Genomic DNA, 14,496 nt, shown 5'->3' with positions numbered 1-14,496 from the left:
GGGAGGAAGTGTAAGGGTGGATGCGTCGGAGTGGGTGGAGATACAAGGGGAGAATGGGGGAGTTTCTGCACGGACGAGAGGGAGTGGAAATGCAGGTGATGTGAGTATTACGACTCCAAGATTAATTATTGGCAGTCAAGGGAGTGCCACGGTAGAAAGTTTGGGGACTGGGGATGCAGGAGATTTGCAGATTAGCAGCGATTACATCGACCTTAACCAAGGCCGCATTACAGGGGAAACGACTTCTGGACAGGGAGGGAATTTAACGATTACGGGTCGTGATATTCGCCTTTTAAATAATAGCCAAATCTCGACCACTGCGGGAACGGAGGATCAACCGGGAGATGGGGGCAATATTACGATTACCACCGATACGCTAGTGGGGTTACAAAATAGTGATATTACAGCGAACTCCTTTCGCGGTCGCGGGGGTCAGATTAATATTACCGCAGAGGGGATTTTTGGCTTAGAGGTGCGGGAAGAATTAACCCCTAATAACGATATTACGGCCTTTTCTCTGTTTGATCCTAGTCTCAATGGGGAGGTCAATTTACGCACCCCAGATATTGACCCCACCCAAGGGTTAACGGATGTCCCCACCATTGAGTCTCCCGAACAAGTGACGGAAGTGTGTCCAGAACGCGCAGATAATGAAGGGAATGAGTTAACCACCGCAGGCCGCGGTTTACCCACTGATCCCACTGCACCATTAGGAGATAGTGAAATTCTAGTTGAACCTATTGCTCCGGTTACAGAGACGGGAGAGGGGATTAATTCTTCCCCCCCAGTCGAAACCCCTAGTCGGGAGGTTTTGGTGGCTCAAGATTGGTATGTTAATGAGCAAGGCCAGTTAATTCTGACGGAAACAGCAACTAATTTTAGTCCACGCTCTTCTTGGGAATTTCCGGTACGCTGTCCAAATTGGCCTTAACTTTTCTGGGGCCATTCATCAATGGCCCCTCTGCCAATTAATTTCTCCCTGCATAAAAATTTCACCATCTCCTAGAGAATAATTAGAGCGACCTTGGAGTTGCTTGTTTACTGCGATCGCAATTTATCTCACTTTCTGCACAACTCTACCTTTACCCACAGGTGACAACCATGTTCAAGAAACTCTGGAAACGCTTATTCACCCAATCTCCTGTAACCCCAGAATCCCCGCAAATCCAGTCTTTCATCCTCGAACCCATTTTAACCCCCAGTGGGTTAATAGATGCGGGAGATGACCTTCCCGACCCCACCCCCGTTGAACTTCCCGAAGTCCTCTCTGCGTTGCATACCGGAGAGGAAACTCCCACCTTTGAGTCGGGATACTTCACCGTCGGAGACAGTGGAGAAGTGGAGATTGACTTCCTCTTTGATGGAGGGAAATATAAATTTGAATTAGGGATTTTTAGTTTAGAAGGACTGGATGCAGAACCCGGTTCAGAAGAATTTATCGAAGAAGCGGCCCGACGGAGTTTAAGCGACTCAGAATTAGGTCATGTGGTCTTATTTGACCAAAGTGAGGGAGCAAAATTTGAGGGAGATTTAGGAGAAGCAAAAAACTGGAACAAGGGAGACTATCAAGGATTAAAAACCGTTCAAATGCGGTCTGGGGAACAGTTTGGCATTATGCTTGTCCCCAATGGAACAGTAGAGGATGTCTATGAGAATCCTAGCGTGGGAGGAGCAAAACAACCCTTATTTTCCCTTTCCACGGCCAACCCTGATGATACCCTCCATTTAGGGCAAATTGCCGATGTGACGGGAGATGGGAACACCTTTGTCATGGAGGATGTGCGCTTTGATCATAGTTGGTATGACCAAGACTATAATGATTTAATTTTCCAAGTGCGAGGCGCAACTGGGAAAGCAGAATTACTGGATAATTTAATTGAGGGAGAGTCCGATTGGCGCGAAACGGATTTAGGACAGGCGATCATTGACTATACTGAGGGTTATGTGGGGGATGACCCTCTCCCGAATCGTCCCGACTCTCCCCCCGAAATTCCCCAGGAAAATCAACCCTTAATTGGGATGATTAGTACGGGAGTGAATGAAAATAACCCCGATATCGACCAAGATCGTTTAATTTTAGGGAAAGATTATATTGATGGGGATGATAACCCCTTACTTGCAGAGGGAGAGGGGAATGAAGCAGGGACACACCAGTTAGGGATAATTGCTGCAACCCAAGATAATGAGATTGGGATTGATGGAATTAATGATGAGACTTCCCTTTGGGTGAGTCGCAGTGATGGGGAAACTTGGATCAATTCCCTACAGGATTTTATCGAGACTGCAAAAACTTCCGAGTCTCCAAATGCAGTGGTGAATATTGGTTTCCCCATTGGGGATGGGTTGACCCCAGAAATGCAGGACACTCTCAATACGGCCCGGGAGGAGGGGGTTTTAATTGTTATTCCCGATGCAGGTCAAACTTGGCCTGATACTTACGATAATGTGATTGTAGTGGGATCGACGGGGGATGATGTCTCTGGAGGAGATATTCTGGCCGAGGGAGGAAGTGAAGACAACCCGGTGGTTTCTACCGTTGGGGAAGATATGGGGACTTCATCTGGGACCAGTGTGGCCGCATCTCAGGTGACAGGGATGGTGTCGCAAGTTTGGGGGGCCAATCCGGGGTTAAGTTCTCAGCAAATTGTGGAGATTATCCAGCAAACGGCCACGGAAGTGGACGGGGAAGGGGTGATTAATGTTGCTGCTGCGATTCATTTGGCCCAAGCAACTGAACCGGATTTTACGGATTTACTTCCCATTGTAGAGATTGATGACGAGGGTGAACCGTTGGTTGTGGAGGATGTTCGCCGTCCCAATTTCTTGCCGGATGAGTTACGGTTAATTAGCGATCGCTTCTATAACCCCACAGAATCCGTCTCTGTCGTCGGGAAAGTGCAAGATTTAGACGGGATTGAGGACTTACAGCAAATTGACTTCTGGTTACAAAAAGATGGGGGAGAGTGGGTTAATGTAAGCGATGCAACGGAGTTTACCCCTGATCCCTATAGTGAGGACAGTTATCGGTTTTCGCAAAATTGGGGAACTCTCGACCCAGGGAATTATCGCATTAAAGGGACTGCATTAGATGGGAGTCAGGTTGCATGGGAGACACAAATTGAGGAGTTTACCGTGTTATCAGTCCCGGAAGGTCAAGAATTGTCGGATCGGGTCAAAACTGCCATTCATCGGTCAGAAAACCTCCACAACTACAACCCAGACCCATTATCCCACACCACCGAATGGGTCGTCAGCGTCCAAGCCGGACAGTCTCCCCAAGACTTAGCCACCCAATTCGGAGGAGAATTCGTCAAAGCAACGGGACACATCCCCAACACCTACATCTGGAAATTCCCCCAAGGAAGTGACCCCCACGAAATTTCCGAACAATTACACCAGCAAAAGGGAATTGAATTTGCTTATCCGTTGGTCAATGTTGCAGTAGATTGGATGTCCCCCAAAGATGAACCGTTATATGATCAACAATGGCATTTACATAGTGATAGCTTCCCTGATGCCAATATTAGCAACGTTTGGGACAATTACAACTTAACCGGAGAAGGAGTTGTTTTAGGAGTCGTGGATAATGGATTTGAAATTGATGATCCGAATTATTCCCTCACAGGCCATCCCGACTTACTCCCCAATTATTTAGAACATTTAAGCTATGATTTTGATGAAGATGACCCCTATGGGTCTCGGTGGTTAGAGACCACCCTCACCCTCAATAAACCCAGTCAACCGATTTTAGATGAAGGGTTTGGTTCTGACTATATAAATAATGGTTATCCAGAACCAATGCCGGGGCTTAATTACTATAAAATCCCCAGTCAAGTTAACGCAACTGTTGAAGACCTACAACTCAACCTAAAAATCGAGCATTCTGAACTAGAGACACTCCAAGTTGAATTAATGAAAAAAGACCCAGAATTAGGGGTCGTTACCGTTCCGGTTTCTCTCAACCCTGACGGTACATTTCAGGGAACATTAGAGGAATTTAAAGGGATGAATGCTCAAGGAGATTGGCAATTAAAAATTACCGACTCCAATATTAATAATAATCCCGACAATGACAACTCTGATGGAGTCCTACAACATTATTCCTTAGACCTGAAAACCCTGAATAGTCATGGCACAAAAGTAGCAGGAGTTGCTATTAGCGACAACAACAACCAAGGAGGAACAGGAATCGCGCCAAATACCCAGTGGGCAGGGTTACGCATGGGAGCAGACGGAATTGAGGATCAAGAAGTTGCTGATGTATTTGCCCACAAAAATCAAGAAATCGACATTTATAATAATAGTTGGGGACTGGGTTTCTTTAACACCTTAGATGGCGACCTGACTACTTCAACTCCTGCATTAGGTGAAGCCTCCCTAGAAAAGGCCGTAGAAACCGGTCGAGATGGGTTAGGAAATATCTTTGTAATGGCAGGAGGAAATAATGGAATTTACGGAGGAAATGTCAACTATAACAGCTTGGCAAACTCCCGTCAAAGTATTGCAGTTGCTGCCCTAGATCATACCGGAAAACAGGCCAAACAAGTCATTACAGACTCCAACAATCAACAAACCTTAGCTGCTTATAGTGAGTCCGGTGCATCCTTACTGGTTTCTGCATATTCCCAAGGAACAACTCAAGAAAACGGTGAATATTCCAGTCTAGGCATCACCACCCCCAGTTTGTATAGTGACGATGGGGACAATAGTAATGATTATACCGAGCAATTTGGCGGCACATCGGCATCTGCTCCCTTTGTTTCCGGTGTGGTTGCATTGATGTTAGAAGCGAATCCTAATTTAACTTGGCGAGATATCCAACATATCTTAGTGGAAACTGCTCAGAAAAACGATTCCAATGATCCGGACTGGGAAGAAAACGGTGCAGGATATTCCGTCAACCACAAATACGGGTTTGGTGCAGTTGATGCAGAAGCAGCAGTGAGTTTAGCTCAAAATTGGACTCCTCTCAACCAAGAGGAAAAAATCTCTGCTTACGATTGGATTTCTGAGGATATTCCCGACAATGGGGACTCCCTCAACTCAACAATTACTATTCCTGCTGAAGACAATGTAAGCGTAGAATGGGCTGAAGTGGTCTTTAATGGTGAGTCTCGTAATTTGGGAGACTTAGAAATTGTCCTCACCTCACCCGATGGGACAAAATCCATCCTTGCTCAACAGCATACTGGTACGGATGCAGTACAACAAGACTATGAGTTAGATGATAACACCTATAACTGGGTCTTTACCTCGGCCCGTCATTGGGGAGAAGATGCGATCGGGAATAATGAAACAGGAGAATGGACTTTAACCGTCACCGATCAATCGGGTAACTCTTTTAACAATAAAGGATATTGGACGGATTGGAAACTCAATCTTTATGGGACAAAACCCAACACTCCACCAGAAATAGACGATCTCAACCACAATCAAACTTACACCGAAGATACACCCCTCACCCTCACCCCTATCACCATCACCGATGCAGACGGAGACAATATTACCGTTGTCTTAACACTCTCCGATCCCAATGTGGGGAGTTTAGTCACTGGGACTGAAACCTCCAAGAGTGAAGGAGTTTTAACCTTGACAGGGACACCAGAAGAAGTCACCCAAGCATTGGGGAATTTACAATTTAATCCTGCACCCAATTACAACGGGGATTTTGAGATTACTACCTCGGTGACGGATGGGAATTTAGCCACCCCAATTCTTGATAAAATTTACATCACCGGACTTGCGGTGAATGATGCACCCACATTAACCGATGTACACCTCACGGGTGCAACAGAAGTCCAACCCTTTGAGATCAGTTACGAGGACTTACTTGCTGCATCGGGTGCGAGTGATGTGGAAGGGGATGCAATTTCCCTGATCTTGGACACTGTGGAGAATGGGACATTAACGAAAGATGGAGTCCCAGTCATTCCAGGGGAAACGATGATTAATCCGGGGGATACGGTGGTTTGGACTCCCGACACTGCGGGGGATACGGTGACTGCATTTAACCTATCTGCAACGGATGGGGAGGATGTGTCTGATGCAGTTGCAGTGACGGTGGAGGTTGCTGCTCAACCCACTGTCACCATTACTCCAATCTTACCCAATGCGTCAGAAGATGGAATTCCCGCAGTTTTCAACATCACCCGTCAAAACGGGAATCTTTCTGAAGACTTAACCGTTAACTTGGATATTAGCGGAACAGCAATCAATGGGGAAGACTACCAACCCTTCCCCAGTACCGTCACCATTCCTGCGAATTTGACCTCTTCTACCCTTATCATTCAACCCATTGATGATAATCATTATGAGGGAACAGAAACCGTCGTCATTGGGTTAGGAGAAGGGGATTATGGGGTGAATAGTGACCCCTACACTTTCACCATTACCGATAATGATCCCAACCTTCCCCAAGTCACCCTCCGTGCAACCGACGCAGGAGCATCAGAAGACGGGAATGCAGCACAATTCGTAGTAGAACGCACCGGAGACACCAATGAAGCATTAACCGTGGAATACTCCCTCGCAGGAGAAGCAGTCAACGGAGAGGACTATCTACCCCTCACCAACACCGTCACCATCCCCGCAGGTGCAACCACGGCCACCATCCCCGTTGTCCCCTACCACGACTACGACAGCGAAACCGAAGAAACGGTAGTCATTAACTTGACAAATGCCGCGACTTATGCAGTCGGTTCAGATAATAGTGCCACAGCAACCATTGAAAATAGTACCCGCACCTCTCGTTATGGCCCCTTTGTCTATGTCAACCCCGACACCGGAAACCAGTATATTTTAAGTGAAAAAGATACCTGGTTAGGCGCACAAGAACAAGCGGAAGCATTAGGAGGGAATTTAGTTGCAATTAATGACCAAGCAGAGAACGATTGGCTCTATGAAACATTTGGGATCGGTCGCCAATGGATTGGTTTAAATGATAGTGAAATTTACGGAAACACCGAAGGAAATTATCGTTGGGTTAATGGAGAAAAATTAACATTTACACCCAATATCTTTCGTACTGATAATGTACAAAATACGTCATACGGAGAGGACTTCTTTGAGACTAATTTTCAGGGAATTGGTAATTGGAATGATATGCCGAGCGAGTTGGAAATTTTAGGAGAGCCTTGGACAAATCCCCTCGGTATAATCGAAATTGATCCGAACTCGTTAGAGCAACCCATTGTTAACTTCATGGTGACAGATGATGAAGCGGGAGAAGATGGCAACGCGGGTCAAGTTGTAGTCACTCGCGTAGGAAATTTAGATGAAGATTTGACGATTAATTACAGTCTGTCTGGGGATGCAGAAAATGGCATTGATTATCAAGTATTATCGGAAACGGTTGTCATTCCTGCGGGTCAATCCTTAGCCACAATTCCTATCAATAGTTTGTATGACGGAATATTTCAAGAAGGAGAAGAAACAGTAACTCTTACTCTCACCGCAGGAGAATATGAAATTGGAACTCATGGTACGAGTCAAGTTAAGATTAACGAAAATCATACACCGTTTAACCCCGAATGGGTCAAGCAATGGGGAACAGTTGCACAAGATCGCGGTTTTGGTCTGACTTCTGATGCAGCAGGAAATGTTTATGTTATTGGAAGCACAGAAGGTGATTTGGATGAGAATACCAACGCAGGGTTATCGTCAGACCCGTTTATGACCAAATATAATAATCTCGGTCAAAAAGTCTGGACAAAACAGTTAGGAACAACAGGCTATGATTACTATACAGAGATTGCTGTTGATGAAAATGGTAATATTTTCGCCTTGGGTTATGGGGATGGTGTTGGTACTCAGGGAGGAGGCGATCATAAATTAGTGAAATGGGATAGCGAAGGCAATTTACTCTGGGATAAATATGTTGGTACATCAGATAAAGAGTTTTCAAGTGGCTTGAAAATTGACCCCGATGGGAATGTTATTCTTTCCGGTTGGACAGAAGGAAATTTTGGTGCAACAAATCAAGGAAATGCTGATGCCTTTGTTGCTAAATATGACACTGAGGGAAATGAGGTTTGGATTCAGCAACAAGGAACAACTGTAAATGATCGCGGTCGAAATATTGCAGTTGACCAAAACGGCAATATTTATTTAGTGGGAATGACAGAAGGCTCTCTAGCAGGAGCAAATGCAGGAGAATCTGATATCTTTGTGACTAAGTATGATTCTAGTGGAAACCAGATATGGACAGAGCAATTTGGCACAGATGGAACAGAAAGTCCGGGGATATTCACTCACGGTTTTCGCAATGTCAGTGTTGATCTAGACGAGACGGGAAACCTCTATATTGCTGCTGAGACGAATGGTGCTTTAGAAGGACATGAAAATCAGGGGGTATATGACGCAATCATCTTCAAATTGAATCCTGAAGGTAATACCCTGTGGACACAGCAATTTGGAGATACGGGAAGCGATCGCGCCACTGGAATTCGTGTTGATCATGAAGGTAATTTCTATCTTTCGGGTTGGACTAATGGCTCAATTGATGGTCAACCTCGTTTAGGTCATGCTCCCTTCCTCGCTAAATTTGACAGTGAAGGAAATAAAATTTGGACAACGATCTACGGTACAAGTGATGCGGAAGAAGTGGCTTACGGTATCGAAATTGATGGCAGTAGTAATATTTACACTACAGGCTATACAACAGGCAATTTTGGCAGTGAAAATGCCGGAGATAAGGATATTTGGTTGGCTAAATTCCCTGTGAGTCCCATTGTCTCAGAACCCACAATTTATACCAATCCAGAAACGGGGAATAAATACTTTTTGACCACTCCCGATACATGGTTAGGCGCACAGGAACAAGCAGAAGCATTAGGAGGTAATTTAGTCACCGTCAATGATGCTAGTGAACAACAATGGTTGATGAGTCAATTTGGTTCTAATAGTCAACAAGAATGGATTGGGATCACCGATAGTCCTATTTATAATGCTCTTGAAGGAAACCATAAATGGGTTAATGATGAGGCTGTAAATTACACCAATTGGTATGGACCGGAACCAAATAATATACTAGAAACACCTGAAGGAGAAGATTTTGGGGTATTTGGTCATACTGGAATCGGACAATGGAATGATTTACCCAGTAACTCCGATTGGATTCGTCAAGGTATTGTTGAAATACCAGCAGATGCAGGGTATAACTGGACATGGACTTATTTTGGGGAAGACTTACACACCCAAGGGAATGATATTCGCCTAGATTCTACCCCTAACACCGATGCAGCGAAAGCCGACTTTTTAGCCAATCTCAACAACATTGAAACCGTTAATTTCGAGAACTTTAACGATGGAGATCAACCTACAACTTTAGACTTTGGCAGTACCAAAGCAACCCTGACAGGCCATGCAGTCATTCACGATATCCCCACCACCACTAATGGAGGAATGTTCCCCACCTCTGGTGACAAATTCTTAGGTAGTTACAATGATACGGAATTGACCCTAGAATTTGATAACCCACAATCGGCCTTTGGTTTCACGGTAACAGATGCAGAAGGGGGGCCATTTACTGCTACCTTACACCACGAAGACGGCACAACCAGCGAGTTAAAGATTCCCCTCCAAGGAACATGGCCGCAAAACTCCGGTTCTGCTTTATTCTATGGCATTACTGACATTCAAACCCCCTTTACAGGCATCACCATCCACAAACCCGGAAATACGGAACGCATTGGACTAGATGATCTAATTATTGGAGACCTCAAACCAGAAGTCCTGTTAAACACCACCACCCCACCCAATCAAACCCTCCATCTGGCCTACCATGAGGATACCCCCCTCAACTTGAGTGATATTCTCGTCACAGACCCCGATGGAGAAGCAACGGTAAAACTCACCCTCTCTGACCCCAACGCAGGACAGTTAACCACAGCAACCTCTGGTAATGTCACTTCCACCTACGATGCAGCAACAGGAGTCTGGACTGCAACAGGTGCAGTGAGTGACTTAAATACCCTTTTGGCCAATTTAGAGTTTAATCCTGCTACAAATTCTTCCAGCAATTTAGAGATTGCGAGTGAAATTACTGTGGGGACAGGAACACCGTTAACGGGTACAATTACCTTAACAGGTCTGCCAGAAAAAACCCAATTTTTCACCCCAGATACACCTTATTTGAGCTTTGATGACAGTCCTTTTAAAGATGAAAGCTTCTCTTCTTTCTATCTAGAAACCTTTGAAGATGGACAACTCAATACTCCAGGACTTGCCATTTCCACAGGGTTGCAGATTGATTCAATTAGTAATCCCACTTCGGTTGACTCTGTTGACGGAGATGATGGAGCGATTGATGGTAGTGGTCTTGGAGGTAGTAGCTGGTATGTTTTTGGGGCGCAAAACTTCACAGTTACGTTTGATCAAGAAACCCTTGGACAACTCCCCACCCATGCTGGTTTTGCCTTGACGGATTTAGGGCGAAGCGATACCACTAATTTAGGATCAGGTCGGGTAATTTTTGAAGCCTTGGATGTCAATGGTCAATCTCTGGGTACGAAAACCATCGACTACGGAGACAATCATCATGGAGGGGGTACAAGTGAAGATCGCTTCCTTGGGGTCAGCTACGAAAAAGGCATTTCTACCTTAAAAATCAGTCTCCCCGATGAAAATCGTGGCGGTGAAATCGACCATATTCAATATGGTGTAGCTTGAGAAGGAAATACCCAACCCACCTTACAAGTTGAACCGACCCAACAGTGGGTGCGACAACTGGGAAGTAGTGGTAATGATAGTGCGCGAGATATTGCTGTAGATGGGACAAATAACGCCTTTGTAGTGGGTTCTTATAACCTAGAAGATGGGTTTATCGCTAAATATGATGAAGCAGGAAACCCACTTTGGACACAACAACTCAACTCTCCTGACACCGATGAACTGTATGGAGTAACAACCGATAGTCTAGGAGATGTCTATGCAGTTGGTTCAACCCATGGTTCAATTGAAGGACATCCCAATTTAGGCGGTAAAGATGCCATTTTAGTCAAATATGATGGTAGTGGTAATCTGATTTGGTCGAAACAATTTGGCACAACAGCACACGACCAACTCCACAAAATCATTAGTGATAACGCTGGTCATTTCTACAGTGTGGGTTATACCGATGGAGTTATGGACGGTGAAACTGACCAAGGGGGTGCAAATGCCTTGTTAATCAAATGGGACAATGAAGGAAATGCCATTTGGACAAAACAACTGAAATCAGAAACCAATGCCAGTACAATTGGTTGGGATTTAGCCTACGATGAAGCAACAGGTCATGTTTACATTACAGGTTATAGCCCGGGTTCTCTCGATGGAGAAACTAATGCGGGCAGTAATGATGCTTTTATTGCCAAATACGACAGTGAGGGGAACTTAGACTGGAATCGTCAATTAGGAACACCAGAACATGATGAAGCGTATGCGATCGCACTAGACGCTGACGGTAATCCCTACATTTCAGGTTGGACACAAGGTAGTCTAGAGGGTCACACCTTAAACGGTGAATATGATGGTTTTGTCGCTAAATACGACCCCCAAGGCCACCTCCTCTGGACAGAACAATATGGAACAGAAGGGAAAGATATTAATCATGGCATTAACATTGACGAACACGGTCAAGTGACTGTCACAGGTTACGTTGGCAACTCCCTAGATGCTAATATTTACAACGGTGGCATTGATGCTGCGTTAACTGGGTTTGATACCAACGGCGATCGCTCTTGGAGTCAACAATTTGGCTTTGGGGGGTCAGACTACTTAAAACAGGTTGTATCCGGCAATGACGGCAGTTTCTACACCACAGGAGGAATCAATGGTCAGTTAGAAAGTCAAACTCACGCAGGTTCGATTGATCCCTTTGTGGCCAAATACAACCACACCCAAACCTATCAACAAAATACTCCTCTTGACCTCAACGGCATTTACGCCAACGATGCGGACTTATGGGACGAGTTAACCATTACCCTCTCCCTCTCTGATGCCAATGCAGGGACATTAACCAGCAATACCAGTAATAATGCCATAACCACCTTTGAAAACGGTGTCTTGACCGTCACCGGGTCAGCAAATGAAGTTAACGCAGTCCTAGAAGACCTACAATTTAATCCAGCAACGGGTTACACAGAAACCGTCACAATTAATACTGCCGTGACAGATGGGACAAGCGACCCTGTAACGGGGGCAACCATTACCTTAGAAAGCACAAAACCCCCAGAATTCTTTGCCCCAGATACACCCTATCTCAGTTTTGAAGATAGTCCCTTTAAAGATGAAACGTTTACTTCTTTCTATCTAGAAGACTTTGAAGATGGGCTATTAAATACACCAGGGGTTACTATTGATAACGGGACAACTCATCCCTCAGAACATAAAATGGATTCGGTGGATGGTGATGATGGTAGTATTGACGGCAGTGGCAGTGATGGCCGTAGTTGGTGGAGTTGGGAAGATTCTCTAACTGTTACCTTTGATGAATCTGTATTAGGCAGTTTACCGACCCATGTGGGCATTGTTAAGACCGATAGTGTGGAGGATTTACAGTTTGAAGCCTTTGATGGGAATGGCAACTCTTTAGGCGTAATCAATAAATCGGGAATGCCTTCAATTTTAGACCAAGGGGTTACAAGTGAAGACCGCTTTTTTGGAGTAGTTGAAAAGGGTGGAATTGCATCTATTAAATTAACTACCAAAAACTTTGATCCTGCTGTGGGTTGGGAACTGGATCACTTGCAATATGGGTTCTAATCGAATGAAGGCGTAAGTATTTGGGGCGCAAGCATTGCGCCCCTACCCCATACCCATAGGAAACACACAAAAAATGGCTCAAAATATGTCATCTCAATCAACAGATTTCAGAAGACAATGTAGGGGTTATTGCATACACCCTACTTCTGCTTTTGGGGAGAGTGTGGCGTGCGTTCAAGTATTATCCCGTTAGAAAGCATACTGCCAAATTATAAGACCTGCGACGCATCCCAATATATGATGTACAATAAATAGTATCAATATCCTAAATAAAAACCGTGACTTAAAAATTGTCCTTCCAATAATCTCCCCTGATACTTCATTTAATCTCTCACTCTCTGTTTAATCTAATTCTCTCAATAAATTCGCCATGACGGGATAATATAAATCCGGATCATAAGCAATTAAGAGGAAATCAACCCCCGCATCAAGAGCTTGCTTTGTCGCTTCATAAATACTCCCTTGATTTTGGTAAAATGCCTTCATACAAATATCATCTGTAATTAAAATTCCCTCATATCCCCATTCCTCTCGAATTAACCCTTGAATGACTTTTTGGGAAAAAGAAACCGGATATTGTTCATCTAAAGCGGTTAATTTGACATGACTTAACATTGTCCAAACTTCGGCATTTTTCATGATCTCTCGAAAGGGAAGCCAATCTTCTTTTTCTAATACTTGAATCGGAGTATTTAATTCTGCTGCTGCGACGTGGGTATCCGTTTCAACTCGTCCTAACCCCGGAAAATGTTTAATTGTGCATTGTACCTTAAATTGGGCTAAAGTTTCACAATACCAACGGGCTACTGTGGTGACAATTGTGCTATCTTCAGAGATAGCGCGACGGTAGATTTGAGAATAGCGATCGCGCGGATTAATTACCCCTTGATTTAAATCCACAACCGGAGCAAAATTGACATTAATTCCTAAATCTGATAACCCTTGTCCTTGAGTCTTAGCATAATCAACAACCACCCGCTTTTTATCCTCCAACGTCTCCCCTTTAGCCACCACATCGGAGAGAGGAGGTAAATCAGTTAACGGAGGAGATAAACGCGAGACAATTCCCCCCTCTTGATCCGTCGCAATCCATAAAGGGGATAACCCTTTATTTTTCCGTATTGTTTGTAACATCTCTAACTCCTTTTGCAGCGCAAAATAGGAACGATTTTCAATATTACGAGTCGTCACAAAAACCCCCGCAATAGCTTGCTGTTCCACCAATCTTATAACATCTTCAACATTTTTATAGCCCACCATAAAACGCGCTCCTAACGGGGCAACCTGTTCCACCGGAGCATTAAAAACAACCTGATACTTTTGCCAATAAAACTGAGCTTGTGTGACCACTGTAATAGTCAAACTAATGACCCCCAAAAACACAACCCCCAACCCCGCAAATTTCCGCCAACGCCACTGATATCGCCGCAATTGCCATAACCCAGCAAAAATCAGCACAGGACTCCCCCCCAACAACACAACTAAAAGAACAGGACGAACATTCCCCAAACTCGGACTTCTAAACTGCGTCGAAAGCACAATCAAAGCCAGCGTCATCAAAACTTGAAACCCCGTAATTCCAATCGCCATAAACTTAGACATAAAAAACAATACCTTAGAAATAAAAAAACAATAACAAATAACGTAAACATTCAGCTATCAGCCTTGACTCCGCGACTCTTAAAACTAACACTCCATTGGCGAAGCCTCTCCAATGCTAACTCAACCCGTTTTAACGGGTTTCAGCTATTAGCC

Annotated in this window: 3 protein-coding genes and 1 pseudogene; 3 read left to right on the top strand and 1 reads right to left on the bottom strand. The window is 44.6% G+C overall.

Going from position 1 to position 14,496, the window contains the following annotated elements:
- The 3 genes and pseudogenes from PN462_RS19790 to PN462_RS19780 form a co-directional block, all read left to right on the top strand.
- Nucleotides 1-931, top strand: a pseudogene (locus PN462_RS19790) (S-layer family protein); the annotation flags it as partial.
- Between the two features lie 170 nt (nt 932-1,101).
- Nucleotides 1,102-10,668 carry a S8 family serine peptidase gene (locus PN462_RS19785; RefSeq protein ID WP_272130559.1) on the top strand — a complete coding sequence of 3,189 codons (9,567 nt, stop codon included), beginning with the start codon at nt 1,102-1,104 and terminating at the stop codon, nt 10,666-10,668.
- A gap of 48 nt (nt 10,669-10,716) precedes the next feature.
- Nucleotides 10,717-12,741 (top strand): SBBP repeat-containing protein, encoded by a 2,025-nt coding sequence (locus PN462_RS19780; RefSeq protein WP_272130558.1) that lies wholly within the window; start codon nt 10,717-10,719, stop codon nt 12,739-12,741.
- A gap of 342 nt (nt 12,742-13,083) precedes the next feature.
- On the opposite strand, the gene PN462_RS19775 is transcribed toward PN462_RS19780, so the two are convergent.
- Complete coding sequence (locus PN462_RS19775; protein WP_272130557.1) at nt 13,084-14,331, bottom strand: glycoside hydrolase family 3 N-terminal domain-containing protein; 1,248 nt, start codon at nt 14,329-14,331, stop codon at nt 13,084-13,086.
- Nucleotides 14,332-14,496: the final 165 nt, after the last annotated feature.

The organism is Spirulina sp. CS-785/01 (assembly GCF_028330525.1).
Lineage (GTDB): Bacteria > Cyanobacteriota > Cyanobacteriia > Cyanobacteriales > Spirulinaceae > JAQMSD01.
This window is presented reverse-complemented; position numbering and strand designations above follow the sequence as displayed.

What these genes read in the sequence shown, in the direction of transcription:
- PN462_RS19785 (WP_272130559.1), top strand. Translation starts at nt 1,102, where the DNA reads ATGTTCAAGAAACTCTGGAAACGCTTATTCACCCAATCTCCTGTAACC.
- PN462_RS19775 (WP_272130557.1), bottom strand. Translation starts at nt 14,331, where the DNA reads ATGGCGATTGGAATTACGGGGTTTCAAGTTTTGATGACGCTGGCTTTG.